A 25,760-nucleotide genomic window follows, 5' to 3' on the forward strand; every position below is an offset into this window, starting at 1 on the left:
ACGCCCTACCCTGCCACAGCCCGCCAGTAGGCGCTGTGGCAGCTAAGGCCTAGGCAGATTCTTTTGCCTCATCCGTATAACTAAACTGCGGATCCGCTCCCTCGGTCACGCACTCCGGCGTGATGTGCACCGTGGCAATATCCTCGCGGTCCGGCAGGTCGTACATGACCGGGACCAAAAGCTCTTCCATGATGGCGCGCAGGCCACGCGCACCCGTCTTGCGCTCCAAGGCGAGCTCCGCGATGGCGTCTAATGCCGCCGGCTCGATGTCCAATTCGCAGTCATCCATCTCAAAGAGGCGGCTGTACTGCTTAACCAGGGAGTTCTTGGGCTCGGTGAGCACCTTGACCAAAGATTCACGGTCCAGGTTATCCACCGTGGCCACGACCGGCAGGCGGCCGATGAACTCTGGGATAAGACCGAACTTCACTAGATCCTCGGGGCGCACCTGGGAGAAAAGGTCAACCTTTTCGCGCTCGTCCTTGGTATCCAAGTTGGCGCCAAAGCCCACGCCTTTCTTGCCCACGCGATCCGCAATGACCTGATCCAGGCCTGCGAAGGCGCCGGCCACAATGAACAAGATATTGGAGGTATCCAGCTGGATAAACTCCTGATTCGGGTGCTTGCGGCCGCCTTGCGGCGGGATGGCCGCCACAGTACCTTCTAGGATCTTCAGCAGCGCCTGCTGCACGCCCTCACCGGAGACATCGCGGGTAATGGACGGGTTCTCGGACTTGCGGGAAATCTTGTCCACCTCATCGACGTAGATGATGCCGCGCTGGGCACGCTCCACGTCAAAATCCGCGGCTTGCAGCAGCTTCAGAAGGATATTTTCCACGTCTTCACCCACGTAGCCGGCCTCGGTGAGGCTGGTGGCATCGGCGATGGCAAAGGGGACATCGAGAAGCCGGGCCAAGGTCTGCGCTAGGTAGGTCTTACCGGAACCGGTGGGGCCCAACATCAAGATATTGGACTTAGAAATCTCCACCTCATCGCCCTCGGCCTTCTTGCGGCGGGCCTCCAATGCGGCCGACTCTTCGGCCTTGATGCGCTTGTAGTGGTTATACACTGCCACAGACAAGACGCGCTTGGCCTTGTCTTGGCCGATGACGTACTTATCAAGGAAGGCGGAAATCTGCGAGGGTCGAGGCAGGCGCACCTCCGCATCGGAGGATTCCTGCGCCTGCTCTTGGCCCAGTTCCTCTTCGATGATCTCATTGCATAGCTCGATGCACTCATCGCAGATGTAGACACCGCCGCCGGCGATGAGCTTTTTCACCTGCTTCTGACTCTTGCCACAAAAGGAACACTTGAGCAGGTCAGCGCTTTCTTGCATACGTGCCATTAAGTTCTTTCACACTCGCTTTTCGTACCGCTATCCACAGTTGGAAGGACGATTCTACCCTTCCGAGCGGCTTAATCTTCATCTGTTTCTACCTTAGTAAATCAACCCGACAGGCCCTTCATTCATTCCCTCCCGCGTGGCGAATTTCCCAGGCCTTTCCTGCTCCTGCGGCCTAAACTAGAAGGTGAAATCACCCTCATCCCACCCCTTTTAGGAACAGGAGGATCATGTTCGATCTCACAGGCCGGGTAGCCATCGTCACCGGCGGCGCCTCCGGCATTGGCCGCGGCATCGTCGCCTCGCTGCGTGAGGCCGGCGCCACCGTTGTCATCGCCGATATAGACCTCGACCACGCCACCGCTACCGCTAAGGAGTTGGGTGCCAGCGCCATTCGCGTGGACGTCACCGACCGCGCTTCGGTTAAGGACCTGTATCGCCAGGTCACTGCCGAGCACGGCGGCTTCGACATTGTGTGCTCCAATGCCGGGGTCTTTCCCAACTGTCCGCTGGCAGAGATGACCGATGAAAAGTGGGAGGCGATGTTTGCCATCAACACCCACGGCACCTTCAAGGTGGTCCAAGAGGCACTCCCCTACCTCAAGCAACGCCGCTATGGGCGCATCGTCATCACCACATCTATCACCGGCTCACACACGGGCTTTCCGGGTTGGGCCCACTACGGCGCCTCCAAGGCCGCCCAGCAGGGGTTTATGCGTTCAGCCGCGCTGGAAGTGGCCCGCGATGGCATCACCATTAACGGCGTCCTCCCAGGCAATATCCTCACCGAGGGCCTCGCGGCCCAAGGCCAGGAGTACCTCGATCAAATGACGCGGTCAGTACCGCTGCACCGCCTGGGCACCCCGCGCGATATTGGCACTGCGGCAGCCTTCCTGGCCTCGGAAGAGGCAGGCTACATCACCGGCCAAACCCTGGTCATCGATGGCGGCCAGATCCTGCCCGAGACCCCCGAGGCCATACTGCCGCCGCGCGATTAGCCGCGCTTGCCGACGCCCCCATGTACACAAAGCACGAGACCCCTTGCTACACAGTGTGCGGCAAGGGGCCTCGTGGGGATTTCATTCATTTGCTGCTTACTGCAGCCAGTCGAAGTCGAGCAGGAAAAGTTCTGCATCGAGCATCTCAAGTTCATCCGGTGCATGACCGGTAACGGTTTCTAGTGCCTCTGCAACGTCTTTGGTCGTAGCAGGAGTCTTATCAGCGTCAAGCAGGGTTTCTGCCACCAAAGCACGAACTGGAGCTTCCGAAATGGTGTCCAGGCCGGTACCAGTGGTGGAGCTCTTGAACGCATCAGCGATGCCGTCCATCAAAGAACGCATCATGTTCATTTCTCACACCTCCATGTGGCTTTCTCTCTGTTTGATACAGAGGAATATACGCGACATACCCTCGTTAGGCAACCCTTTGGTCGCTTTAAGTTAACCTTTTGTTAACTTAAAGAAAGTGTGTCGCACGCCACATTAGAGGTTTACCCCCAAGGAAGGACAATGACTTAGAGGTCACCAAACGGCGTGAAGCCAAAGTAGTGGTCCAGCGTATCGCGGGCAATCCACATGATGGCCACCAGGATAACTACGGCCAGCACCGCATAGACAGTCCAGCCAAGCACCTTCATCTGAGGGCTTGCAGGGGTATCGCCAACAACGACGCCGTTGTCGTCGCGAATGGGGTCACCGGTCATACACCGCATGCCCAAGGAGAAAAGTAGCGGAATGCCAGCGCCGAAGACCAACGCCAAGCCTGCAACGTGAATGAGGGACTGGAAGATTTCTGCAGCAGTCATGGTTTAGCGCTCCTCTTGAACAGTAGACGGCGCGGAGGCATCCTCCGCATTGGTAGCGGACACTGGTGCGGCGCCGGCAGCAACTGGCTCCTTGCGGTCAGAGCCCGCACCCATGGAAGAATCCACGGACTCGGAGTTTGGTTCCCAGTCGTTGTTGACGTTGGAAGCATCCACCGGGTTCATGCGGGAACGGATGACAATGAGCGCGGCCATTGCCAGCAGCAAGACGAAGTCCACGATGGCACCGGTTGCGACGTTGGTGAAGGAGGAGACGCCGTGTGCCAACCACCAGGTAGCAAAGCCCACGAACGCAGCGCACGGCAAGGTGATGAGCCATGCGGACACCATGCGCATGGCAACACCCCAGCGAACCTCAGCACCGCGGCGCCCCAGGCCGGTACCCAGAATGGAACCGGTGGACACGTGGGTGGTGGACAGTGCCATACCACCGGTAGCAGAGGTGAGGATGATGGCTGCAGAAGTAGCTTCAGCGGCCATGCCCTGTGGGGACTCAATCTCCACCAGACCCTTGCCCAGGGTGCGGATAACGCGCCAGCCGCCGGACAGAGTGCCGGCCGCGATAGCCACAGCACAAGAAACGATAACCCAGGTTGGAATGCGGGCGTCTGCAACCGCATGCCCAGAGGCAACCAGCGCCAGGAAGATAACGCCCATGGTCTTCTGTGCATCGCCAGCGCCGTGCGCCAGGGACACCAGGCACGCAGTGACGATCTGACCGTGGCGGAAGTGCTCGTTCTTAGCCTTATTCGGGATGGTGTTGGTTACCCAGTAGATAAGGAACGTGGCACACGCCGAAACCAGCGCCGCGATGATAGGCGAGGCAACGGCCGGGATAATGATCTTGCCGGCAATGGAGGACCACTCCACGCCAGCCGAGCCCATCGCAGCGAAGGCGGCACCAATAAGGCCACCGAACAAGGCGTGGGAGGAACTGGACGGCATACCCAGCAACCAGGTGAACAGGTTCCAGATGATGCCGCCGATAAGGCCAGTGAAGACGACCATCAACAGTGCCTGGCCGTCGGTATCAGCGGCGGCGCCAGACAGGTCGTAGGAATCAAGGTTAACAATGCCCTTTGCCACGGTCGCAGCAACATTGACCGAAAGGAAGGCACCCACAAGGTTAAGCGCTGCGGAGATGGCTACCGCGGTAAAAGGCTTCAAAGCACCAGTGGCAATGGACGTAGCCATCGCGTTGGCAGTGTCATGAAATCCGTTCGTAAAGTCAAAGGCAAGGGCGGTCACCACCACAATGCCGAGGATAATCAGAGTCGCTGTCACAGCGTTGGCCCCTTGGAAAGAAAAGATGAACACGGTACGCATCTGCGGCGCCTTCACACGTCGCGGACGAAATGCAGATTACTCCTGCACCTATCCGCAGACAATTGCTTTTCTTTAACATTTCCTTTGGTTAACCTTTTGTTAACCTGCTGGGGCTCAGAATCGAGCCCAAGAGAATTCCAAAGGGATAAAATTTCCCCAGCTAATGCCAATTAAATGCCCCCACCTCCCCTGCTTAACCCGAGTGATAAAAACCACTTAGGGAGTTATGCCAACATCACGCCGACATACCTCCCATTTAAGGGTGTTTTACAGCATCTAGCGGAAGGTAGAGAACTTCTTTACCACCCAGCGGCTTAGAACAAGCAGGATGGCACCCAACACGATGGATACAACACCAAGGGAGATGAAGAAGGTATTCTCCGCGCCTGCATCATCCGGGTTATAGAAGCTAGCCAAGGAGCCGGCCAGCGAGGTACCCATAGCCACCGCCATCATCCACACCGCCATCATGCGGGACGGGAATGCCACCGGCGCCACCTTGGTGGCAAGCGCATTGCCCACCGGCGAAAGAAGGAGCTCCGCCATGGTGAAAAGGAAGAGGATGAAAACGATGACAAACATCGGGGTGGAGTTCGCTTCCGCACCCGAGAAAGGAAGGAAGAAGAACAAGGAGATGCCGATGACGATATTGGCTACGCCGAACTTTACTGGGGTGGACCACTGCCTATCCCCTAGCTTCGTCCACATCGTTGCGAAGACAGCGGAGAAAATAACAATAAAGATCGGGTTAATGGACTGTACCAGTGATGGCGGGATTTCCCAGCCAAACATGTGGCGGTCCAGGCGCACATCCGAATAAATCGTCATCACCGTAAACTGCTGCTGGAAGATTCCGAAGAACAAAACACCGGAAATAAACATCGGAATAAACCCCAACAGGCGGTTCTTTTCCTCCCGGGTCACCAACTTCGAGGTATACATCTGTGCCCACAGATAGATTGCTGCAACCAGAGCAACCGTGGTGACAATATTGGACAGCCAATCAACCTGAATAGCGCCGGTAGCCAATGCCACCACCATAACCACGATGATGGCTGCAACTACCACCACACCCATGAGCAATTGCTTCCGGCTAGCCGGGTTTGGAACCTCGTGCCCCGCATCCTTAATGGTGGTCTTGCGCATGAGCGAATACTGGATCAGGCCGAGCGCCATGCCAATTGCTGCAATACCGAAACCCCAATGGAAACCCTGCCAGCCCCACAGCGCGGTGGTGAGCAGCGGACCAACAAGCGCGCCGATATTAACGCCCATATAGAAGATGGAGAAGCCACCATCGCGGCGCGGGTCATCGCGACTGTACATAGCACCAAGCACGACCTGCGCGGTGGTCTTAACACCGCCGGAGCCGATGGCAATAAGGACGAGGCCAATAGCCAAACCAGTTATTTCGGGAACAAATGCCAAAGCAATGTGGCCAAGCATCACCATGCTGGCCGAGTAAAACAGTGTGCGTTCTGCACCCAAGACACGGTCAGCAACAAGAGAAGCCAATAAGCAGGCCATGTAGACCAAGCCACCGTAGGCTCCCACAATAGACGTCGCGTCCGCTCGGTCGAGGCCGAGACCACCATCGGTAGTGGAGTAATACATGTAAAGCAAGACAAGAGCTTGCATGCCATAGAAGCTAAATCGCTCCCACATTTCCACGCCAAAGAGGTTGGCCAAGCCCCATGGGTGGCCAAAGAATGTACGTTCGCCGCTCTGCGGCGTGGGCGTAGCAGCCTGGGCCACCGCGTCAGATGTGTGTTTCTCCATAAAAATATCTGACCACTTGGAGGCCTAAATCACAAATCAGTCATTATAAGTTTAGTGTCGCACGATAGAAATAAACCTAACGACCTGCAGATATTGCGCAGAGAGACTTACCCCATTCGGGTGCAGCAAGAATTACCGGGCATTGCCCCTTCCCTGCCCTACAATGCTGAAAGCCCCTGCCTCACAACCGGAATTCGGTTGAGCGGCAGGGGCTACCTAGAATGAGTTATTCCAAATTAAGCGTTGAGCTTGCGGTAATCAAAGACCGTATCGATGATGCCATATTCAACGGCTTCCTGAGCGGTCAGAATCTTATCGCGATCCGTATCAATGCGGATCTGCTCAGCGGTACGACCGGTGTGCTCAGACAGGGTGGTTTCCATCAGCTTGCGCATGCGCTCAATCTCGGCGGCCTGAATCTCCAGATCAGAAACCTGACCCTGAGTACCCTGAGTTGCCGGCTGGTGAATGAGCACACGGGAGTTAGGTAGCGCGGCACGCTTACCCGGCGCACCCGCAGCCAAGAGCACAGCGGCGGCGGAAGCAGCCTGACCCAGGCACACGGTCTGCACATCGGGACGAACGTAGCGCATGGTGTCATAGATAGCCATCAACGCGGTGAAGGAACCACCGGGCGAGTTGATGTACATGGTGATATCGCGGTCTGGGTCCTGGCTCTCCAGAACCAGCAGCTGGGCCATAATGTCATTTGCGGAAGTGTCATCCACCTGGGTGCCCAAGAAGATAATGCGCTCTTCAAAAAGCTTGGAATATGGATTGGTTTCCTTAGTGCCCTGTGCGGACTGCTCAATGAAGGACGGCAGAACGTAGCGGGAACTTGGCATCTGGGACTGATTCATAGTGATTTTCTCCTTATTCCCTAGTTACTCAGCGGGCCGTTGACGGACTCAATGACGTGGTCAACAATGCCGTAGTCCTTGGCCTGCTGGGCGGTCATCCAACGGTCACGGTCGGAGTCCTTGGTGATCTGCTCAAAGGTCTGTCCGGTGTGCTCGGCAATGAGCTCGGCCATCTCGCGCTTGGTCTGAGCAAATTGCTCAGCCTGAATGGCGATATCCGCAGCGGTACCGCCAACACCGGCAGAAGGCTGGTGCATCATGATGCGTGCGTGCGGCAGCGCGAAGCGCTTGCCCTTGGTGCCGCCGGAAAGCAGGAACTGACCCATGGAGGCAGCCAGGCCCATGCCGTACGTGGCAATATCGCACGGCGAGTACTTCATGGTGTCATAAATAGCCATGCCCGCAGTGACAGAGCCACCCGGGGAGTTGATGTAGAGCGAAATGTCGCGAGTGGGGTCCTCGGCGGACAGCAGGAGGATCTGGGCGCACAGCTTGTTCGCAATCTCATCATCGACCTGGGTTCCCAGGAAGATAATGCGCTCGCGCAACAGGCGCTCGTACACGCTATCGCTCAGATTCATACCCGTAGACGACGAGTTCATTGAAATCTTCTCAGACATTAGTGGTTCTCCTTCAAGTGAAGAATGCTTTAACTGGCCCCACCTTACCGGCATTCCTCTCAAACTTGGCCTCTGTTCGCTATGAGCGTTGGGCCACAGCGCCAAAGGCGCACACGGAAGCTGGGTTAACATTTACTCATGTCTGTTTCCGAGCTGTCCACCAGTACCCAGAACTATTTGAAAGCTATCTGGGGGCTAAAGGAATGGTCATCCGAGCCCGTTACCGCCACGCTTATAGCGAAACAGCTGGGACTCAAGCTCTCCTCGGTTTCCGATGCAGTGCGCAAAATGGCGAAGCAAGGGCTCGTGTCACACACGCCCTATGGCTCTGTGGAGTTAACCGAACTTGGCAGGCAGTACGCATTGGTCATGGTGCGCCGTCACCGATTGCTTGAGTCTTTTTTGGTTCAAGCATTGGGCTACACCTGGGACGAAGTCCATAATGAAGCCGAAAATCTCGAACACGCGGTGTCTGACATGCTCATAGAACGTGTGGATAAGTTCCTTGATTACCCCACTAGGGATCCGCACGGCGATCCTATCCCTACGGTTGATGGACAGATCACCATCCCCAGTGCGCATCGCCTCACCGACAGCGGTGCACAATCGCGGGTGACCGTGGAACGCATTTCTGATTCCGACCCACAACTGCTGAAGTTCCTTGAAGAGCGCGGCATTGTCACTGGGGCTGTTCTTAGCACGCGCGAGGGAGCGCCCTTTTCAGATTCTCTCGAAATACAGGTGGCCGGCGGCACTCAGTGGGTAGTACTTGGACGCCCAGCTACCGACGCAGTGTTTGTAGCACACCACAACCTTTAGACATTCCCCTTTGCATTAATCCTGCTCTCACCTGCCCTTTTCAAAACTACGTTAGACCGTAGTTGCAACTACGGCATTGCGTAGTTAGTCTTTTCGAATATCACCTACCCCACTTATGGCTAAGGCCAGGATGAGCAGGATTGCCATGTCAGACTCACCAGATTTGGTGTACTTTTCCAGCGTTTCAGAGAACACGAAAAGATTCGTCGAACGCTTAGATAGACCCGCGGTGCGCATTCCACTGCGCCCCAAGAAAACCGGGATGATCCAGGTTTCACACCCGTACGTACTCATCGTTCCCACCTACGGCGGCGGCTCGCTCAAACGCGCAGTCCCCAAACAGGTCATCGACTTCCTCAATGACCCAATCAACCGCTCCTTTATCCGGGGCGTTATTACCTCAGGGAATACCAACTTCGGAAGTGCTTACTGCGTCGCCGGACGCATCATTTCCGCCAAGTGCCACGTACCGGAGCTGTATCACTTCGAGCTTCTCGGCACCCAGAAGGACATCGCCGCCGTAAAGCAGGGCCTTCAGAAGTTTTGGGAGCAGCAAAAGCAGCTAACGATGACACCCCATTAATCCCCCACAAGATGAAGAACACATCCGCATCACACAGATTGGAAAACACAATGTGGCCTCTTGATGCCACCCCCACACAGACTATTGGCGCTACGCCCCGCACCGCTTCAGCAGACAATGCCGGCGGTGTCGGCAAGCGCAAGAGCTACCACGCACTCAACGCGCAGCTGAACTTGTTCGACGCTTCTGGAAAAATCCAGTTTGACAAGGACATTCAGGCAGCACAAGACTATGTCACGCACCATGTCGCTCCCCGCATGCATCAGTTCGATTCCACCAAGCAACGCTTGGAATGGTTGGTTGATAACGAGTACTACGAGCGGGATTTCCTTGAGCTTTATGATGACGCCTTTCTGTGCGCCATGTACGACAGAGCACATCGAGTTAAGCATCAGTTCCGCACCTTCCTCGGCGCATTTAAGTTCTTCACTTCATATGCACTGAAAACCTTTGATGGCTCCCGATTCCTAGAAGGCTACGAAGAACGCGTCGCCACCACAGCTTTATACCTTGCACAGGGCGACGAAGAGCTCGCAGAAAAGCTGGTGGATGACATCATGACCGGACGCTTCCAGCCCGCCACCCCTACTTTTCTCAACGCAGGCAAAGCCCAGCGCGGCGAAATGGTCTCCTGCTTCCTCCTGCGAATCGAAGACAATTTGGAGAGCATTGGCCGCTGCGTGAACTCTGCACTGCAACTATCAAAGCGCGGTGGTGGAGTGGCCCTGTTGCTGAGCAATCTGCGCGAATCCGGAGCCCCGATCAAAAAGATTGAGAACCAGGCTTCCGGCGTAGTCCCAGTCATGAAGATTCTCGAAGATAGCTTCAGCTATGCCAACCAATTGGGCTCCCGGCAGGGCGCTGGAGCCGTCTACCTGCATGCGCACCATCCAGATATTCTTCGCTTCCTGGATACCAAGCGGGAAAATGCCGATGAGAAAGTCCGCATCAAGACTCTTTCGCTGGGGGTTGTTATTCCAGATATAACCTTCCGTCTGGCCAAAGAGAACAAGGATATGCATCTTTTTAGCCCGTATGACATCGCTCGCGAGTACGGCGTAGCCATGTCTGACATGTCCATCACCGAGTACTACGACGAGCTGGTTGCCAATCCGCGAATCTCTCACACGACCATTAAGGCCCGCGAGTTTTTCACCACGCTGGCTGAGCTTCAGTTTGAATCCGGATACCCCTACATCCTCTTTGAGGATACGGTCAACCGCGCTAATCCCCTCAAAGGACATATCAATATGTCCAACCTGTGTAGCGAAATCCTCCAGGTCAACACGCCATCGACCTACGGAGCTTCGGGTGACTACACCAGCCTTGGCCAGGATATTTCCTGCAATCTAGGTTCGCTCAACATTGCGAAGGCTTTTGAATCGCCGGACTTCGGGGAGACCGTCGAAACCGCAGTGCGTGCCCTCACGAAGGTTTCAGACCTGACGAATATCGAAGCTGTTCCCTCCATCGCTCACGGAAATGCTTCCATGCATGCCATTGGTCTGGGCCAAATGAATCTCCACGGCTTCCTTGCTTCACAGCGTATTCCTTATGGCTGCGCCGAGGCACTGGACTTTACAAATATCTATTTCCTCACGGTGACCTACCATGCGCTCCGCGCATCCCATGCACTCGCGGTTGAAAAAGGTCAACGATTCACAGGCTTCGAAGAATCCACCTATGCCACTGGCGCCTACTTTGACAAATACATCGACCAAGACTGGGCGCCAGCCACTGAACGCGTAAAACAGCTCTTCCACGAAGCAGGCGTGCAGATCCCTCAACGCGAGGATTGGCTACGGCTCAAGAATCAAGTGATGCAAGACGGCATCTACAACGCCTACTTGCAGGCAGTTCCACCCACTGGATCAATTTCCTACATCAATGACTCCACCGCGTCCATCCACCCAATTGCCTCCAAAATTGAAATACGCAAGGAAGGCCGCTTGGGGCGCGTGTACTACCCCGCGCCGGAAATGACCAACGACAACCTGGAGTATTTCGATGACTCCTACGCCGTGGGATACGAAAAAATCATCGACACCTACGCCATGGCCACCCAACACGTGGACCAAGGGCTTTCCCTGACCTTGTTCTTTACCGCTGATACCACCACGCGGGACATCAACAAGGCACAAATCTATGCCTGGAAAGCCGGAATCAAGACCCTCTACTACATCCGTTTACGCCAATCCGCGCTCCAAGGAACCGAGGTCGAAGGCTGCGTCTCCTGTGCTTTGTAGGAGCACGGTCCTCCCCCCCTTGTCCACAACCATTCACTGAGAAAGAAAGAAGCTATGTCGTCAACATCGAATAGTGCTGAACTAACCAGCATTTCAGTTACTCCGCCGAGCTACCGGCATGATCCTTCAGCCCGCATCCGCGCCATCAATTGGAACCGGGTGAGCGATGACAAGGATCTTGAAGTGTGGAACCGTCTAACCGCCAACTTTTGGTTGCCAGAGAAGGTCCCGCTTTCTAATGATCTCCCGGCGTGGCAGAAGATGACACCCGAGGAACGCAACCTCACCATGCGGGTGTTCACGGGACTCACCACCCTGGATACTGTCCAGGCCACCGTGGGTGAAATCTGTCAGATTCAAGATGCCCGCACCGAACACGAGGAGGCCGTGTATACCAACATCGCCTTCATGCAGTCAGTCCATGCCCGTTCATACTCTTCAGTGTTTTCTACCCTGAGCAGTACAAAGGAAATTGATGAAGCATACCGCTGGGCGGTGAATAACGACCTTCTCCAGGCACGCGCCAAGAAAGTTCTCGCGCACTATTTTGGGCCGGATCCACTCAAACGCAAGGTGTCATCGACGTTGCTTTCCTCGCTGCTTCTCTACGCGGGTTTCTATCTTCCCTTGCACTTTTCTGTCCACGCCACCCTGACAAATACGGCAGACATGATCCGCCTCATTCTGCGTGACAAGGCAGTGCACGGCTACTACTCGGGTTACAAATATCAGCGCGGTCTGGAATCCACGACCCCGCTACGGCAGAAGGAGATGCATGATTTCACCATTTCTTTGCTAGAAGAGCTTTATGCACTAGAGCTGGACTATTCCGGCGAGCTATATGAGCCTTTGGGACTCATGGATGATGTAGCCGTGTTCGTTCGCTATAACGCCAATAAGGCACTCATGAATTTGGGCTACCCGGATTATTTCCCGCCCGAAGAAACGGAAGTGAACCCAGAAATCCTCGCGGCCCTAGCCCCCGGAGCAGATGAGAACCATGACTTCTTCTCCGGATCTGGTTCCTCCTATGTCATTGGTACTGCTGAAGAAACGAGTGATGATGACTGGGATTTCTAAAACTTTTCCGCGACCGGACCAAGGAAGCTGGCTTGAGACCATCGCGCTGTTTGAAGCCATCCGCGAAGGAAACCAACCCGCAGCCATGCGGCTGTTGAATACATCCGCCGCACGAGAGGCCGTCCTCGGGGGGCTTCTAGGACTCATCGAACTGTACTTCCGCCATGAAGAAGGAGACAAAGTAGATGGCTTCCTCACCGCCGCCCACGCTGCCGGCCCACCACCGGCCTTTGGCTGCAAGCCTTTTCTCCCTTGACCACGTCTCCCTACACCCAACTAAGAAAGAAGGTTTACCATGACCACCCCACGTATCAGCGTTATCGTCGGCAGCCTGCGCCGAGAGTCATTTGCACGCAAGATTGCACACGAGGTGCTCACGATGATCCCTGAAGGCTACGAGGCAAACATCGTGGAAATCCGTGACTTGCCGCTCTATGACTTCGACTACGATGACCCCGCCGTCACGGACAAGCCCACTCCGGCTGAGTACACCACCTTTCGCGAGACCATCAAGAACTCGAGCGGGATCCTCTTCATTACGCCAGAGAACAACCGCACTATCCCTGCCTGCCTCAAAAACGCAGTGGACATCGGCTCTAAACCCAACTCAGATGTGGCGTGGAAGAACCTTCCCGCAGGTATCATTAGCCACTCTGTAGGCCGCATGGGCGGCTACAGTTCACAGAAGAACCTTCGCCTCGCTCTGTCCTACTTCGACATGCCGCTCCCTGGTCAGCCCGAAGTATTTCTGGGCCAATCCCCCACCCTTTTCGAAGAGTCCGGACATCTCAATCAACGTACCGCAGACTTTGTCAAGGATTACGTTATGCGCTTCCTGCAGTTGACCGACGAGGCCTTTAGAGCCAAGAACGGCTAGCGGTATCCCCAGCCAACACACATCACGCCCTCTTCGAAGTACTCAAAGACTCCTAGAGGGCGTTCACAATGACACAAACCCCGGATTCAGGCTCATCCTTGAGTTACCTGAATCCGGGGTTTCATGCGCGCTCGCCACCACACATGTGGCAGCAGCGCGTTACAAGCGGGAGATTACTTCTCCTCGGAAGCTTCTGCAGCGTCCTCTTCTTCGATTTCACCGAAGTACTGGTCAACGTCCACGTCGTTGCCCTCTTCATCCTTGACGGTGGTGCGGCAGATAGCGGCAGCCAGTGCCTTGCCACGGCGCACGTCAGAGAAGAGGTTAGCGATCTGGCCGTTGGACTGCAGCTGCTGGATGAACTGGTTCGGGTCCATGCCGTAGGACTGAGCGGTGAACAGGATGTGGTCGGTCAGCTCCTGCTGGGAAACTTCCGGCTCTTCCTTCTCTGCTACAGCGTCGAGGAACAGCTGGGTGCGTACGGACTCTTCTGCCTGCTCGCGAGTCTGCTTATCAAACTCTTCGCGGGAGGTGCCCTGTGCCTCAAGCAGCTGAGCCAGTGCCTTCTCATCGTGAGCCAGCTGGCCCAGGATCTGGTGCAGCTGGGAGTGAGCCTGCTCGTCAACTACGGACTGCGGCAGCTCGAATTCAACCTCGGACAGTGCGGACTTCAGAACCTCATCGCGGATCTGTGCAGCCTGCTCAGCCTTCTTGGTCTCCTCCACCTGGGTCTTGGTGGACTCGCGCAGCTCGTCCATGGTGTCGAACTCAGAAGCCATCTGAGCGAACTCATCGTCCATAGCCGGCAGCTTGCGCTCCTTGGACTGCTGAACGTGGACCTTGATGGTGGCCTCTTCGTCCTTGTGCTCGCCGGACTGGATGGTGGAGGTGAACTCGTTATCCTCGCCGGTCTTCATGCCGCGCAGGGCGGTATCCAGACCCTTGATGAGGTCATCGTCACCGATGCGGTAGGAAAGGCCCTCGGTGGAAGCGTCTTCGATCTTCTCGCCGTCAATTTCAGCGGTGATGTCGATGATGGCGTAGTCGCCGGTCTTCATCTTGCGCTTGGTGTCCTTGAGCTCACCAAAGCGCTCTGCCAGCTCCTCCAGAGCCTTGTCGACGTCCTCTTCGTCAGCCTTCAGGGCCGGGACGGTAACGGAGATCTTGGAGAAGTCCGGAATCTCAAACTCAGGGCGGATATCAACCTCTGCGGTGAACTCCACGAAGTCCTTGTCCTCGATCTTGGAAATGTCAACGTCCGGCTGGCCGATGACCTTCAGATCGTTTTCCTTGACTGCCTGCTCGTAGCGGGAAGGCAGCATGTCATTGACAACCTGCTCCAGGATGGGGCCGCGGCCGAAGCGAGCATCAATAAGCTGGCGCGGTGCCTTGCCCTTACGGAAACCTGGAATAGAAACCTGCTGCGCGATTGCCGCGTAAGCTTGATCGATTTCCTGGTCCAGCTCCGCAAACGGAACGTTGACGGTGAGCTTAACGCGGGTATCGCTCAGCTTGTCTACGGTGGTCTTCACGAGTGAATCTCCCTGGCTTCATTGTTTTACGTACATAAACTTAAAGGGGGTCCGGAAATCCTTATTAGGGCATTTCCAGACCCCCATACGTCGGGGCGACAGGATTTGAACCTGCGACCCCCTGCTCCCAAAGCAGGTGCGCTACCAAACTGCGCCACGCCCCGTATGTAGGCCACCAAGTTGCCTTGGCTGCGTTGCATACCTGAGACAGTGTACCGTGTCCGTTTTAAATCTCCTAAACGGACCCCCACCTAATGGAATCAACGCAGCACAGAGGCCACTTTTGACAGCCATGCGGCTAGAAATCGAAATCAAACATTCCGTCAAAGAATCCGCCGCCATCACCATCGCCAAGGCCATCAAACAGGCCGCCGCCGTCATCGCCGCCGCCCATGTCACCGGCGCCGCCAGCATCGCCAGCGTCACCACCCATGTCGCCAGCATCGCCCATGCCTTCACCGCCACCCCAGTCGCCGCTTTCAGCAGCGGCCGCGGAATAGCCAATGCCAGACATACCGGAGAATAGGGCATTAAACATCATGGAGTAGCCCACCATCCACACGCCGGTCTGCAAAGCATCCGCCCACCACGGACGGGAATACCAACCCGCCGGAACCGGACGGCCGGCCACGGTTCCGCCTGGGTAGTAGTTCGGGGTATCCGCGGAGGCGTACGGCGAAGCAGTGATCTGCTGGCCATTCGCTTCCACCGTGCGCTTTTCCGTCACCTTGCCGGCGGCGCGCTGCCCCTCGAGCGGTGGCAGCTCTGGGCCCGGGTTCATGCCCATAATCTCGCGCGCGGCATTCACATAATGCATGCCTTCCAAAGCGGACTCACGCGCTAGGTTCGCCTGCTTTGCGGTGGTGGCGCGTGAAATCGCCGAGTTAGCTGCCGTGAAACGCTCGGACGCATCGGCCATTGCCTGTTGGGAGGCAGAGTCTGTGCCTGAAATCTGCATTACTTGGCCACCCAGGCGTTCAATCCACCGGCGAGCGTCAGCTTGTGCATCAGCCAATTGCTGCGCTTCTCGTTCCTCGCGGCGTTTTTGGGAGTTGCGCGAAGACATAAACCACGCGCCTCCGCCCACTGCCAGCACAAGGAGCAAAATTTCCACTACGATCATCGCTTTCTATTGGTAGGGCCATTCCTCTTGTAACAACGGCTCAAGCGCCACCCTAGTTCCCTATTTTCATTTTTGCCCCCGCGTGCGCTAAAGTATGGCGCAGCGTTCAATAGCGCGCTGTGGGAATGTCGTATAGTGGCTAATACCTCAGCCTTCCAAGCTGAAGACGCGGGTTCGATTCCCGTCATTCCCTCCATTTTTCGCCCATCGTTCAGGTGGGCGATTTTTCGTTTTCCACTTACTCCAGTCCCGCCCATCCCCGCTGGACCCACATGGTTTACGGCGGACACATGCGGCGAAGTGTAGGGTGGCGCGCATGACTTCAACCAATAAGTATTCCGAATTTATCCGCAACCGCCATTCTCCCCGTGCGTTCCTGCCGGAACCCATGCCGGTAGAAGACATCAAGCAGGTCTTGGAGGATGCTCAATCCGCACCGTCCAACTCCAATACCCAGCCGTGGCACGTGCACGTGGTGGGAGGGGAAAAGCTCAAGGAGCTCAGCGCTGCGCTGATTAAGGAATTCGATACCAACGGCCTTAGCCCAGACTTCACCACCGATTACGGTGAGGGCATCCACCCCCAGCGTTCCCAAGAACTGGCCGCCAAAATGTACGGGCTGCTTGGCATTAAGCGCGAAGATAAAGAAGGCCGCGTAGAGTTCATCCGCGAAAACCTGCGCTTCTTTGGCGCACCCCATGCGGTACTGCTTTTTATCCCGCCGATGGGCGACCGCATCCGCGCCGCCTTTGACCAGGGAACCTACACCGAAAACTTCCTGCTTTCCCTCGAGGCACATGGTTATCACGGCATCCCGCAAGGCATGATTTCCCTGATTGCGCCAACCGCACGTAAATTCCTCGGCGTGGATGAGGACTACAAACTGGTCACCGCCATTACCTTTGGTACGGCCGATGAATCTAGCCCAGTCTTTAACACGGCTCCGGGCCGCGCGCCGCTCTCAGAGACCGTGACGGTGCACGGCATCGAGGGACTAGAGCTCGATTAATACCGCGGCGGTGATTTGTGTGGGCAAAGTTGGCCGAAGGGGGCGTCGGCAAGCATAGAATTGAGTCCATGGATATCACTCTTGCGACCTTTGACCATGCGCCTGAGACCGCACTGCGCGGCGTTCGGTTTAAAAACACGTGGGTGCCTTCGGAAACGTATGCGGACTCCCGCCGCGGCACCCTGACCGGCCAGTACCCGCAGCGCCAGGCCACCACGCGCATCAGCGAGGTTTTTGCTGGGGTGGGCTATGAGGTCCGCGAAGACACGCAACCGGCCGGTGAAGACGTCTTTCGCCTCCTAGAACAGCCCAGCCTGGAGGAACTCGACCAGGTTGAAGGCGTCATTGCCGTCTGCTCCCTGCTGGGCGGAAATGCCCCAATGTCGGTGCTGTGGCCGGGTGTGGCGGAAAGCGGGGAGAATAACGAGCTGGTCTCCCCTATTGACTTGGCTCCTACCCTCGCCGCCATTGCCGGGCTGGATGTGCGGCCCAATGCCCGCCTGTCCTTCGATGGGTTGAACCTGGTTCCGGTGCTGCGCCATGGCGCCTCGGGGCACGCCGCGTTGTTCTTTGACAATGGCGTGCGCATGATTGATGCCGCGCTTATCGACGGCACCGCTACCCCACCCCATGAGCGCGCCCGCCTCCAAGATGAGTGGGAGACGTGGAATAAATTCATCACGCTCGGCCCGCTGCAGTAGGCAGGTAGTCTGGGGCGCATGAGCGTACCTAACATCACTCTTAATGACGGCAATACCATCCCGCAGCTGGGCTTTGGCGTATTCCAGATGGACCCGGACAAGACCGAAGAGCTGGCAGCCGAGGCCCTGCGGGTGGGCTATCGCCATATCGATACCGCCGCAATCTATGGCAATGAAGAAGGCGTAGGTAAGGCTATTGCCAACTCCGGCATCCCGCGCGAGGAGCTGTTTATCACCACCAAGTTGTGGAATGACCGCCAGACCGATGCCGCCGCAGCACTTGATGAGTCTTTGGAAAAGCTCGGCCTAGAGTATGTGGATCTCTACCTCATCCATTGGCCCACCCCGGCGAAGGGAACCTACGTCGAGGCCTGGCAGCAGCTCATTGAGCTGCAGAAGCAGGGCAAGGCAAAGTCCATCGGCGTCTCCAACTTTGAGCTGGAACACTTGGAGGAGCTGGAGCTCAAGACCGACGTCAAGCCGGCGGTCAATCAGGTTGAGCTTCACCCTTACCTGCAGCGGTGGCGCGAGCTGGATGCTTTCCGCGCCCACACCGTAGCTATCGAGGCATGGGGGCCTTTGGGCCAGGGTAAGAGCGATATCTTGGACGCGCCCGAGGTCACCGACGCCGCTGCGGCGCACGATGTCAGCCCAGCGCAGGTCGTCATCCGCTGGCACCTGCAGAATGGCGTCATCCTCTTCCCTAAGTCCGCCACGTCATCGCGCATCGCGGAGAATTTCGACGTCTTTGGCTTCGAGCTCACCGAGGACGAGATGGCTGCCATTACCGCCCTGGATGAGGGCGAAGAGGGGCGCGGCGGTCCGCACCCGAATGACATGAATGACGCTTAAGCCTTAGCGCCTCGGCCAAGCCGGCCGAACCACACAAATAAACGCCGCGGAACCAGCTTTGGTCCGCGGCGTTTATTCCTCGTGGCTTAGGCCTCCGGCAGCTCTGGGGCGATGCCGGTGCGCTCGTATTCCGCCAAGATGTCGATGCGGCGCTGGTGGCGCTCCGCGCGGGACCATTCTTGGTCCAGGAAAGCATCGACGATTTCCAGTGCCTGCTCCTCGGTGTGCATACGACCACCGATGCCGATGAGCTGGGCATTGTTGTGTTCGCGGGCAAGGCGGGCGGTCTCTGCGGACCACGCCAGTGCGCAACGAGCACCCTTGACCTTATTGGCGGCAATCTGCTCGCCGTTGCCGGAGCCACCAAGCACGATGCCCAGGGAGCCTGGGTCATTGACGGTGCGTTGTGCCGCTTCGATGCAAAATGCCGGGTAATCATCCTCGGCATCGTAGGTATGGGCTCCGCAGTCAATGACTTCGTGGCCCTGCTTGGTGAGGTGTTCAGCAATCAGGTTCTTGGTTTCGAAACCTGCGTGGTCTGCTCCTAGATATACGCGCATGGCCCACATCCTACCGGCCCGGCGCGCCTTGAGGAGGCTTAGCGCCCACCCTGTTTCGTATTACATTGTCTTGATAAGCTCGCGGGCAACCACTATCGCTATAAAGGAGGAAAGTCATGCCTATAACCAAACCGGTCCTCGCGCTCTACGGCGGGAGCCTTCTCGCCTGCATCATCCTGCTTGGTGTTCAGGTTTCCGGCGCCGGAGGCTTCCTCCTCCCGCTTATCACGAGCATTCTTGCCACTTTGGCTCACCTAGGCCTGGGTGTGTGGTGGATTGCACAAAAGGTGCGCGGGAACCCGCGGGCCAACGGGGGCGCGATTGCGGCCGGCATTATCGCGCTTCTCGCTGGAGCCTCGTGGGCATCCTGGGCGCTAGTCGCGTGGGACGACTTTCGGGCCGGCATGGAACTTCCCTCTATCAATATCGCAGGTCTGCCGGCATTCATCTTGACCCCACTGACCATCGCACTGCGTGTCGGCGCCGCAATTCAGCTGCGCCGACGTAAAAAGACCGCTTAGTTTTCCTCCACCTGCGGCATCTCGGTGCGGGAGCGCTTGAGCTCGAAGAAGTAGGGGTACTGGGCAAGGCGCAGGGAGGCGTCGAAAAGCTCGCCTGCTTCTTCACCGGTAGGGATACGGGTAATGACTGGGCCGAAGAAGGCGGTATCACCCAGCTTGATAACCGGGGTGCCTACCTCATCACCCACAGAAGAAATGCCGTTGTGGTGGTACTCGCGCAGCTTTTCGTCATAATCCTCGGTATTGGCTACCTCGGCGAACTCTGCTGGGAGGTCCACCTCCGCTAGGGCCTGAGCGATGATGTCATCATAAGCGCCAAAGCCGGTGCGCCCGCCATTGCCCTTGGCGTGAACCAGGGTGCCCATCGCAGTGTAGAGCTCGTCTACCTTCTCAGGGCGTTCGGCCTTGACCTTGGCAAAGACGCGGGCTGGACCCCAGTTAGCCTTCATCATGTCCATGTAGGTGGAGTCAAGATCGCGGCCGTCATTGAGCACGGAGAGGGACATCGGCTCGAACTCGACCTCGATGTCGCGTACCTTTTCCACTTCCTTAATCCAGCGCGAGGTAGCCCAAGCGAAGGGGCAGGATACGTCGAACCAGAACTTTACTGCATCAGCCATGAATACTCCTTTGATTGAAAAAGTTTGCCCCACCAGCCTAGGTGCACGACTACTGTGGATGCAGAACTATTTTTCAGCTTAGAAGGAGAATATAGGCTATGACCTCTATAAACCTGACTCGCGAGGAAGCTGCCCAGCGCTCCCGAATGATCGAGGTGGACCACTACGATGTCACTTTAGACCTCAAGTATTCAGACACCCACTTCCTGTCCACCACGAAGGTGAGCTTTACCTCGCGAGAGATCGGCTCCACCTTTATCGATCTACGCGCCGAGGAAATCCAGGAGGTACGCCTCAACGGCAATCCCCTGCCCACTGATTCCTATAACCCCACCTACGGCATTCCCCTGTCTGGCCTCCAGGTAGCCGATTACACACTGGAAGTCACCGCCACGATCCCGTACTCCCGCACCGGTGAGGGCCTGCACCACTTTGTAGACCCTGCCGATAACAAGGTCTACCTTTATACCCAGTTCGAAACCGCCGATGCCAAGCGCGTCTTCGCCTGCTTTGACCAGCCGGATATGAAAGCCACCTACGCGCTGCATTTCAAGGCGCCCGAAGAGTGGACCATCATTAGCAATGGCCCCGTGAGCTGGGAAGGCGATGTAGCCAGCACGGCTATTGACTATCCGTTGTCCACCTACCTGGTAGCCCTGTGCGCCGGCCCGTACCACGAGGTCACCGATACCTGGCACGGCGAGCTAACCGCGCACCCAGAGGGCAAGCCGGCCCAAAAACTCGAGGTGCCACTCGGCATCTACTGCCGCGCTTCGCTCGCCCACGCACTGGATGCCGAGCGCCTATTTACCGAGACCAAGCAGGGCTTTGATTTCTACCACCGCAACTTCGGTTTCCCCTACCCCTTTGGCAAGTATGACCAGATCTTCGTGCCGGAGTTCAACGCCGGCGCGATGGAGAATGCCGGCTGCGTTACCATCCGCGATGAGTACGTCTTTACTTCCCAGGCCACGCACTACAAGTACGAGCGCCGCGCCGATACCGTCCTACACGAGTTGGCCCATATGTGGTTCGGTGACTTGGTCACCATGCAGTGGTGGGACGATCTGTGGCTCAACGAGTCCTTCGCCACTTGGTCCGCCGCCATCTCCCAGGCGGAGGAAACCGAATACGATACCGCGTGGGTGACCTTTGCCAATGTGGAAAAATCCTGGGCCTATCAGCAGGATCAGCTGCCGACCACCCACCCGATTTCCACCGACGCCAGCGATATCGAAACGGTGGAGCAAAACTTCGATGGCATCACCTATGCCAAGGGCGCTTCGGTGCTCAAGCAGCTGCAGGCTTATGTCGGCCGCGACAACTTCCTCGCCGGTGTGCGCCGCCACTTCGCCGCCCATGCATGGGGCAATGCCACCTTTGATGATCTGCTGCGCCACCTAGAAGAGGCCTCCGGCCGCGATCTTTCCTTCTGGGCGCAACAGTGGCTCAAGACCTCCGGCATCAATACGCTCAGCGTGGCGCTCAATGCGGATGAGTCTGGCACGATTACCCATGCTTACCTCACCCAGGCCGGCGATACCCTGCGCACCCACCGCGTGGCGGTAGGCCTGTATAACCTGCAGGACGGCAAGGTGGTGCGCACCGATCGCATCGAGATGGATATCGATGGCGCTACCACCGAGATTCCAGAGCTCATCGGCCGCCAGTTGGCAGACATTGACTTCCTCCTACCCAACGACGATGACCTGACCTATTGCCTCATCGAGCTGGACGCGGGTTCCCTGCAATTCCTGCTGGACAATATTGATAAGTTCGCCGATCCCATGGCCCGCACCCTGTGCTGGTCCACCGCCTGGGAGATGACCCGCGCCGGCACTATGCGGGCCCGCGATTTCATCCAGCTGGTTGCCCGCGGCATGCAGGCGGAGACGGAGCTCGCCGTCCTCGAACGCATTGTCCTGCAGGCCTCTAGCGCGCTGAAGAACTATGCCGATCCACAGTGGGCCGCCCAGAGCACCCTGCTTGCCGACGCCCTCCTTGACGGCGCCCACAGTCCCGATGTCCAGCGCTCCATCATCTGCACCCAGGCACTGGCGAAGATTCGCCTGCACGATAGTGCGCGCGACTATCTGCGCGGCGTGCTCGAGTCCTCCGCGGATGCGGGACTGCGCTGGTCCGCACTGGCGGCACTTGCCGCCGATGGCGCGATAGAGGACGTCCCCGCTGCCGCGGATGCGCAACTCGAGCGCGATAATTCGGCCACCGGCTACTACTCTTCGCTGCGTGCCCGCGCAGCCGTGGCAACCGCCGAGAACAAGCGCGCGGTATGGGAAGAAATCGTGGCGGGAAATCTCACCAACCGCGAGCTCACTTCCAAGCTGGAAGGCCTGCTCTACCCGCATAGCGATGAATTCCTGCCCACCGCGGAGTTCTTCGACATCGCAGAAAAGGTATGGTCTTCCCAGTCCTCCGAGGTGGCGCTGACCACCGTGACGGGTCTCTTCCCTTCCTGGGATATCACGCACAAGGGCCTGGACCGCGCCGATGCCTTCTTGAAGAAGGAGCTGCCGGGTGGTCTGCGCCGCACGGTCACCGAGCAGCGTGACCGCGTGTCCCGCGCGCTGCGCAACCGCCAGGTAGACGCTAGCTAAGCCGGCTTTCCCGCGCCGTTGCCCTGGCCCGGTAGGGGTTGCGGCGCGGGATCCTCACCCAGGACCACCTCGACGTTGGCGATATCAGAGCGCAGCGACTCTTCAATATAGGCAAAGACCGCGCCCGATTTAGTCTTTAACAGCCGCACGAACCGAAGCAGCGGATGCGATCGGCTCACGTGCAAAAGTTTCTGCTCTTCGGTGCGAGCGGTAGCGGCGCGCATGCTCTCGCGCTTAAAGACGGGCTTGAGGTTGTAGCCAGCCAGGATTTCCATGATGGGCTCACGCAGATCGTGCTGATTGAGATCGGGAGCCATATCTACCGGGATGGTGTAGCGCGAAAGGATGACGGGCTTGCCATCGACGGTATAGAGGCGCTTGATATCCCACGCAAAGGTGGAATCGCTAACACCCAGTACCGCTGCCACATGCTTGGGCACGTGGGCTTTGTTAACGGAGACCACGCGTACGGCGGTGTCGTGCCCGCGCTCGCGCAGCTGGGTGACGATATTGTCCTTGTTGGTCAGGCTCAGTGTAGGGGGAACCGTGCGCACGTAGGTGCCACCACTGCGCCCGCGGCGGCGGTCAATGAGGCCTTCTACCTCCAATATGTCTAAAGCATGGCGCACGGTCATGCGCGCAACATGAAATTCCCGGACCAATTCGCGTTCGGTAGGAAAACGCTGACCGGGTTCTAATTCATTGCGTTCGATCTTATCGCGTAGGGCATCCGAGATACGGAGATAGGCGGGCCGCTTTCGGCTTTGGGAATTCACAGCCCCCGAGTGTAATGGACACCCCTGGAAACCAAACCCATTAATGTGTGATGTCCATTACCACTACTTGCGTTCCTACTTGCGCAGATGTAACTCGATTCGCGGCCTGACCTGGATTTCCGTCAGCTGAGTGGTGGGGCCTGCCTCTACCACGGTACGAATGGCACGAGCCACCTCAGCCGGGGCAATAACCTGGGAGGGATCATAATCCTGCAACCCCTTAAGCATCGGGGTATCGGTAGGCCCTGGAGCCACGGTGGATACGCGGATTCCCGGCTCAGAGATGCGCAGTCCATCGGCGAGTGCATACAACGCGTGCTTGGTCGCCGCGTAGATGACGTTATCGCCGTAGCTGTGGCGTCCAGCGCCAGAGTTAATAAAGACCACGGTGCCTTCCGCTTTGCGCAGCTGCGGCAGCAAGGCGCGGGTCAGTTCTGCAGGGGCATGCACGTTGAGGTCCATGTGCGCGCGCCAATTTTCCGGCGTGGCTTCCTCCACGGAGTACTTGGTAGCTCGTGCAGCAGCGTGGACGAGCACGTCCACGCGGTCCAGCTCCGGCAGTTTCATGCCTTCATCGAGGCCGGCGACGAGGTCGATGGCTACCGGCGTAATGGAGTCCGATTCGGGCAGATCCGCCGCGCTACGCCCCAGTGCGTACACATGGTAATCACCGGCCAGGTCAGCGATGATTTCGCGGCCCATGCCGCCGGTAGCGCCGGTGACAACGGCGACCTTCTGCGGGGTTTCGCTCTCCGCGTGTGCTGGTGCGGTGGCATTCTTTGTATCAGTCATGCCGCCCCATCATAGGGATCCTTTGCTTTAAGCGCCGCACCGGAGCAGTCACCGGCGGTAGCCGATTAACGGAAGCGCTTAGGCACGTCCGGCTGGCCCAAGGTGAGCATCAAGCGATTAGCCCAGTTGAAGAAGGAGGAAGCGTAGATGAGGTCCAAGATGGACTGATCATCGAATCCGGCCGCACGCAGGTCCGCGCATAGTGCCGCATCGAAGGCGAAGGGGGTTTCCGTCAGCGCCACGGCGGCGCGACGGATAAGGTCCCACTCCTTTGAGCCAAGATCGGCGTCGATGCCCTCGTCCAAGAGGCGGTCTACGATTTCACGGTCGCCGCCCTCCTGGACGCACCGCGCCTGGTGCACGGAGGCACAGTACTCGCAGCCGTTGTAGCGCGAAGCCACAGTAGCGGCGAGCTCGCGGTCCGCACGGGAGAGCCCACCTTCGGTGTTATAGAAAATGTCCAGGTCAGTCAGCGTGCGCGCCTTCAAGGCCGCAGGGTCGCGGGCGAGCAAGCGGAAGTACTCGGAATCGATACGCTCTGGCTTGATGAGAGCATCAGTATGCACCGCGGTGAAATCCTCCTTCGCCAGCGCCTCCACCCAGGGCTTCCAGCCCAGGGAGTGGTTGACAAAGTGGTCCGGCAGCACAGTATTGGGCTGCAACGTGTTCGCGGTTACCTCCCAACCCGGATCGGCCACGCCGGCGGCGCGCTGGGCTGCGGGGTGGGATGCGGGATCCTCGCCAGAAAGCACGCGCAGGCCGTGGACCACGCGCAGCTGGAAGGCCAAAAATGCCACCAGCTGGGACAGGCTGACGATCTCCGTAGCGGACCATCCTGCGGCATCGAGGTGCCCTATCGCCTGCGGGGAGGCATCCTTGGGGTGGAAAGCCAGAAGGTGCGCCCAATCGAAGGCCGCAGCTAGGCGCGTGCCCAGCGCGGCTTCCGCGGCGGTATCGCCGAAGATAAGGAAATCACCCTGGTGATACGGGCCGGTGGACACACCGCGCTGGCTCGCGGCGCGCACGGCGGCAACAAGGTCCTCGTCGGCCTCATCTTCCAGCAAGTCGAAGTAGAAATCCGCAGCCTCGCTTGCCCGGTAGATTGCAGCGGTAAAAGCCGCTACGGCATAGCGCTCCGTATAGGAGAACTCGCCTGGTTCTGCTGGCTCGAGCAAAGCGCTAAAGCTCAGTTGCGCATTGTCCTGCGCATCGTGGCGCGCACGGCGCAGCTGTTGCACCTCGGCGCTGGCGTGGGAGAGTTCATTAATAATGTCGGTCATATTCTCAGTCCAACCTTTCTGGGGC

At 57.7% G+C, this 25,760-nt stretch carries 26 protein-coding genes and 2 tRNA genes; 13 read left to right on the forward strand and 15 right to left on the reverse strand.

Annotation, left to right across the window (positions count from 1 at the left end; translation table 11 throughout):
- Window positions 1-49: 49 nt before the first annotated feature.
- Entirely contained in the window at window positions 50-1,345 is a 1,296-nt protein-coding gene (gene clpX, locus QKD99_RS01620) for an ATP-dependent Clp protease ATP-binding subunit ClpX (protein WP_297551979.1), read from the reverse strand.
- A 227-nt stretch (window positions 1,346-1,572) separates the two neighbouring features.
- On the opposite strand from clpX, the gene fabG reads away from it, so the two are divergent.
- Window positions 1,573-2,340 carry a 3-oxoacyl-ACP reductase FabG gene (gene fabG / locus QKD99_RS01625; protein ID WP_284766977.1) on the forward strand — a complete coding sequence of 256 codons (768 nt, stop codon included), beginning with the start codon at window positions 1,573-1,575 and terminating at the stop codon, window positions 2,338-2,340.
- 96 nt (window positions 2,341-2,436) lie between these two features.
- Here fabG and QKD99_RS01630 read toward each other — a convergent pair whose 3' ends face one another.
- The 6 genes from QKD99_RS01630 to QKD99_RS01655 all read right to left on the reverse strand — a co-directional run bounded on the left by QKD99_RS01630 (window position 2,437) and on the right by QKD99_RS01655 (window position 7,749).
- Window positions 2,437-2,691 carry a hypothetical protein gene (locus tag QKD99_RS01630; protein WP_049377223.1) on the reverse strand — a complete coding sequence of 85 codons (255 nt, stop codon included), beginning with the start codon at window positions 2,689-2,691 and terminating at the stop codon, window positions 2,437-2,439.
- A gap of 164 nt (window positions 2,692-2,855) precedes the next feature.
- Window positions 2,856-3,146 (reverse strand): hypothetical protein, encoded by a 291-nt coding sequence (locus QKD99_RS01635; RefSeq protein WP_049377224.1) that lies wholly within the window; start codon window positions 3,144-3,146, stop codon window positions 2,856-2,858.
- Window positions 3,147-3,149: 3 nt separating this feature from the next.
- On the reverse strand, window positions 3,150-4,448 hold the full coding sequence (locus tag QKD99_RS01640) for an inorganic phosphate transporter (RefSeq protein WP_049377284.1): 1,299 nt from the start codon (window positions 4,446-4,448) through the stop codon (window positions 3,150-3,152).
- Window positions 4,449-4,766: 318 nt separating this feature from the next.
- Window positions 4,767-6,269, reverse strand: coding sequence for a peptide MFS transporter (locus tag QKD99_RS01645; RefSeq protein WP_284766978.1), 1,503 nt, complete (start codon window positions 6,267-6,269; stop codon window positions 4,767-4,769).
- Between the two features lie 236 nt (window positions 6,270-6,505).
- On the reverse strand, window positions 6,506-7,129 hold the full coding sequence (locus QKD99_RS01650; RefSeq protein ID WP_005324052.1) for an ATP-dependent Clp protease proteolytic subunit: 624 nt from the start codon (window positions 7,127-7,129) through the stop codon (window positions 6,506-6,508).
- Between the two features lie 20 nt (window positions 7,130-7,149).
- Window positions 7,150-7,749 (reverse strand): ATP-dependent Clp protease proteolytic subunit, encoded by a 600-nt coding sequence (locus QKD99_RS01655; RefSeq protein WP_049377226.1) that lies wholly within the window; start codon window positions 7,747-7,749, stop codon window positions 7,150-7,152.
- Window positions 7,750-7,887: 138 nt separating this feature from the next.
- Between QKD99_RS01655 and QKD99_RS01660 the strand changes: the two genes are divergently transcribed.
- The 6 genes from QKD99_RS01660 (at window position 7,888) to QKD99_RS01685 (ending at window position 13,354) form a co-directional block, all read left to right on the forward strand.
- Window positions 7,888-8,568: a metal-dependent transcriptional regulator gene (locus QKD99_RS01660; protein WP_284815160.1), complete on the forward strand. Its 681-nt coding sequence runs from the start codon at window positions 7,888-7,890 to the stop codon at window positions 8,566-8,568.
- A 115-nt stretch (window positions 8,569-8,683) separates the two neighbouring features.
- A complete protein-coding gene (gene nrdI / locus QKD99_RS01665; protein ID WP_005324049.1) occupies window positions 8,684-9,151 on the forward strand; it encodes a class Ib ribonucleoside-diphosphate reductase assembly flavoprotein NrdI in 468 nt (155 codons plus the stop codon).
- Between the two features lie 50 nt (window positions 9,152-9,201).
- Window positions 9,202-11,397 carry a class 1b ribonucleoside-diphosphate reductase subunit alpha gene (nrdE, locus tag QKD99_RS01670; RefSeq protein WP_347950549.1) on the forward strand — a complete coding sequence of 732 codons (2,196 nt, stop codon included), beginning with the start codon at window positions 9,202-9,204 and terminating at the stop codon, window positions 11,395-11,397.
- Between the two features lie 54 nt (window positions 11,398-11,451).
- Complete coding sequence (gene nrdF / locus QKD99_RS01675) at window positions 11,452-12,477, forward strand: class 1b ribonucleoside-diphosphate reductase subunit beta (RefSeq protein ID WP_023020918.1); 1,026 nt, start codon at window positions 11,452-11,454, stop codon at window positions 12,475-12,477.
- Window positions 12,458-12,733 carry a hypothetical protein gene (locus QKD99_RS01680; RefSeq protein ID WP_347950550.1) on the forward strand — a complete coding sequence of 92 codons (276 nt, stop codon included), beginning with the start codon at window positions 12,458-12,460 and terminating at the stop codon, window positions 12,731-12,733. The genes nrdF and QKD99_RS01680 overlap by 20 nt, the downstream gene beginning before the upstream one ends.
- 39 nt (window positions 12,734-12,772) lie before the next feature.
- Entirely contained in the window at window positions 12,773-13,354 is a 582-nt protein-coding gene (locus QKD99_RS01685) for an NADPH-dependent FMN reductase (RefSeq protein WP_005324045.1), read from the forward strand.
- 173 nt (window positions 13,355-13,527) lie between these two features.
- Here QKD99_RS01685 and tig read toward each other — a convergent pair whose 3' ends face one another.
- From tig to QKD99_RS01700, 3 genes are all read right to left on the reverse strand, one after another.
- Window positions 13,528-14,886, reverse strand: coding sequence for a trigger factor (gene tig, locus QKD99_RS01690; RefSeq protein ID WP_005324044.1), 1,359 nt, complete (start codon window positions 14,884-14,886; stop codon window positions 13,528-13,530).
- A 90-nt stretch (window positions 14,887-14,976) separates the two neighbouring features.
- Window positions 14,977-15,050 (reverse strand) — tRNA-Pro (locus QKD99_RS01695).
- A 134-nt stretch (window positions 15,051-15,184) separates the two neighbouring features.
- A complete protein-coding gene (locus tag QKD99_RS01700; protein ID WP_284766979.1) occupies window positions 15,185-16,009 on the reverse strand; it encodes a DUF1542 domain-containing protein in 825 nt (274 codons plus the stop codon).
- Window positions 16,010-16,130: 121 nt separating this feature from the next.
- On the opposite strand from QKD99_RS01700, the gene QKD99_RS01705 reads away from it, so the two are divergent.
- The 4 genes from QKD99_RS01705 (at window position 16,131) to QKD99_RS01720 (ending at window position 18,571) form a co-directional block, all read left to right on the forward strand.
- Window positions 16,131-16,205 (forward strand) — tRNA-Gly (locus tag QKD99_RS01705).
- Between the two features lie 120 nt (window positions 16,206-16,325).
- Window positions 16,326-17,018 carry a nitroreductase gene (locus QKD99_RS01710; RefSeq protein WP_284868896.1) on the forward strand — a complete coding sequence of 231 codons (693 nt, stop codon included), beginning with the start codon at window positions 16,326-16,328 and terminating at the stop codon, window positions 17,016-17,018.
- Window positions 17,019-17,086: 68 nt separating this feature from the next.
- Complete coding sequence (locus QKD99_RS01715) at window positions 17,087-17,719, forward strand: hypothetical protein (RefSeq protein ID WP_284767107.1); 633 nt, start codon at window positions 17,087-17,089, stop codon at window positions 17,717-17,719.
- A gap of 18 nt (window positions 17,720-17,737) precedes the next feature.
- Complete coding sequence (locus QKD99_RS01720) at window positions 17,738-18,571, forward strand: aldo/keto reductase (RefSeq protein ID WP_347950551.1); 834 nt, start codon at window positions 17,738-17,740, stop codon at window positions 18,569-18,571.
- 86 nt (window positions 18,572-18,657) lie between these two features.
- Here the strand turns inward: QKD99_RS01720 and QKD99_RS01725 are convergent, their stop codons facing one another.
- Complete coding sequence (locus tag QKD99_RS01725) at window positions 18,658-19,131, reverse strand: ribose-5-phosphate isomerase (RefSeq protein ID WP_005327249.1); 474 nt, start codon at window positions 19,129-19,131, stop codon at window positions 18,658-18,660.
- A 116-nt stretch (window positions 19,132-19,247) separates the two neighbouring features.
- On the opposite strand from QKD99_RS01725, the gene QKD99_RS01730 reads away from it, so the two are divergent.
- Window positions 19,248-19,652 (forward strand): MFS transporter, encoded by a 405-nt coding sequence (locus tag QKD99_RS01730; RefSeq protein WP_347950552.1) that lies wholly within the window; start codon window positions 19,248-19,250, stop codon window positions 19,650-19,652.
- Here QKD99_RS01730 and QKD99_RS01735 read toward each other — a convergent pair.
- The gene (locus QKD99_RS01735) at window positions 19,649-20,272 is read right to left on the reverse strand and encodes a disulfide bond formation protein DsbA (RefSeq protein WP_225746537.1); all 624 of its coding nucleotides are present in this window, start codon (window positions 20,270-20,272) and stop codon (window positions 19,649-19,651) included. The genes QKD99_RS01730 and QKD99_RS01735 overlap by 4 nt on opposite strands.
- A 98-nt stretch (window positions 20,273-20,370) precedes the next feature.
- Between QKD99_RS01735 and pepN the strand changes: the two genes are divergently transcribed.
- Window positions 20,371-22,887, forward strand: coding sequence for an aminopeptidase N (gene pepN, locus QKD99_RS01740; RefSeq protein WP_347950553.1), 2,517 nt, complete (start codon window positions 20,371-20,373; stop codon window positions 22,885-22,887).
- Here the strand turns inward: pepN and QKD99_RS01745 are convergent.
- The 3 genes from QKD99_RS01745 to QKD99_RS01755 all read right to left on the reverse strand — a co-directional run bounded on the left by QKD99_RS01745 (window position 22,884) and on the right by QKD99_RS01755 (window position 25,735).
- Window positions 22,884-23,663: a GntR family transcriptional regulator gene (locus QKD99_RS01745; RefSeq protein WP_284844189.1), complete on the reverse strand. Its 780-nt coding sequence runs from the start codon at window positions 23,661-23,663 to the stop codon at window positions 22,884-22,886. The genes pepN and QKD99_RS01745 overlap by 4 nt on opposite strands.
- A gap of 75 nt (window positions 23,664-23,738) precedes the next feature.
- Complete coding sequence (locus tag QKD99_RS01750) at window positions 23,739-24,455, reverse strand: SDR family oxidoreductase (RefSeq protein WP_347950554.1); 717 nt, start codon at window positions 24,453-24,455, stop codon at window positions 23,739-23,741.
- A 65-nt stretch (window positions 24,456-24,520) separates the two neighbouring features.
- Complete coding sequence (locus tag QKD99_RS01755; RefSeq protein ID WP_347950555.1) at window positions 24,521-25,735, reverse strand: alkylhydroperoxidase domain protein; 1,215 nt, start codon at window positions 25,733-25,735, stop codon at window positions 24,521-24,523.
- Window positions 25,736-25,760: the final 25 nt, after the last annotated feature.

The sequence above is a fragment of the Corynebacterium sp. c3Ub_189 genome (assembly GCF_039907195.1).
Lineage (GTDB): Bacteria > Actinomycetota > Actinomycetes > Mycobacteriales > Mycobacteriaceae > Corynebacterium.

Coding starts and splice junctions, on each gene's coding strand:
- clpX (WP_297551979.1), bottom strand. CDS start 1,345: ATGGCACGTATGCAAGAAAGCGCTGACCTGCTCAAGTGTTCCTTTTGT.
- fabG (WP_284766977.1), top strand. CDS start 1,573: ATGTTCGATCTCACAGGCCGGGTAGCCATCGTCACCGGCGGCGCCTCC.
- QKD99_RS01630 (WP_049377223.1), bottom strand. CDS start 2,691: ATGAACATGATGCGTTCTTTGATGGACGGCATCGCTGATGCGTTCAAG.
- QKD99_RS01635 (WP_049377224.1), bottom strand. CDS start 3,146: ATGACTGCTGCAGAAATCTTCCAGTCCCTCATTCACGTTGCAGGCTTG.
- QKD99_RS01645 (WP_284766978.1), bottom strand. CDS start 6,269: ATGGAGAAACACACATCTGACGCGGTGGCCCAGGCTGCTACGCCCACG.
- QKD99_RS01650 (WP_005324052.1), bottom strand. CDS start 7,129: ATGAATCAGTCCCAGATGCCAAGTTCCCGCTACGTTCTGCCGTCCTTC.
- QKD99_RS01655 (WP_049377226.1), bottom strand. CDS start 7,749: ATGTCTGAGAAGATTTCAATGAACTCGTCGTCTACGGGTATGAATCTG.
- QKD99_RS01660 (WP_284815160.1), top strand. CDS start 7,888: ATGTCTGTTTCCGAGCTGTCCACCAGTACCCAGAACTATTTGAAAGCT.
- nrdI (WP_005324049.1), top strand. CDS start 8,684: ATGGCTAAGGCCAGGATGAGCAGGATTGCCATGTCAGACTCACCAGAT.
- nrdE (WP_347950549.1), top strand. CDS start 9,202: ATGTGGCCTCTTGATGCCACCCCCACACAGACTATTGGCGCTACGCCC.
- nrdF (WP_023020918.1), top strand. CDS start 11,452: ATGTCGTCAACATCGAATAGTGCTGAACTAACCAGCATTTCAGTTACT.
- QKD99_RS01680 (WP_347950550.1), top strand. CDS start 12,458: ATGATGACTGGGATTTCTAAAACTTTTCCGCGACCGGACCAAGGAAGC.
- QKD99_RS01685 (WP_005324045.1), top strand. CDS start 12,773: ATGACCACCCCACGTATCAGCGTTATCGTCGGCAGCCTGCGCCGAGAG.
- QKD99_RS01700 (WP_284766979.1), bottom strand. CDS start 16,009: ATGATCGTAGTGGAAATTTTGCTCCTTGTGCTGGCAGTGGGCGGAGGC.
- QKD99_RS01710 (WP_284868896.1), top strand. CDS start 16,326: ATGACTTCAACCAATAAGTATTCCGAATTTATCCGCAACCGCCATTCT.
- QKD99_RS01715 (WP_284767107.1), top strand. CDS start 17,087: ATGGATATCACTCTTGCGACCTTTGACCATGCGCCTGAGACCGCACTG.
- QKD99_RS01720 (WP_347950551.1), top strand. CDS start 17,738: ATGAGCGTACCTAACATCACTCTTAATGACGGCAATACCATCCCGCAG.
- QKD99_RS01725 (WP_005327249.1), bottom strand. CDS start 19,131: ATGCGCGTATATCTAGGAGCAGACCACGCAGGTTTCGAAACCAAGAAC.
- QKD99_RS01730 (WP_347950552.1), top strand. CDS start 19,248: ATGCCTATAACCAAACCGGTCCTCGCGCTCTACGGCGGGAGCCTTCTC.
- QKD99_RS01735 (WP_225746537.1), bottom strand. CDS start 20,272: ATGGCTGATGCAGTAAAGTTCTGGTTCGACGTATCCTGCCCCTTCGCT.
- pepN (WP_347950553.1), top strand. CDS start 20,371: ATGACCTCTATAAACCTGACTCGCGAGGAAGCTGCCCAGCGCTCCCGA.
- QKD99_RS01750 (WP_347950554.1), bottom strand. CDS start 24,455: ATGACTGATACAAAGAATGCCACCGCACCAGCACACGCGGAGAGCGAA.
- QKD99_RS01755 (WP_347950555.1), bottom strand. CDS start 25,735: ATGACCGACATTATTAATGAACTCTCCCACGCCAGCGCCGAGGTGCAA.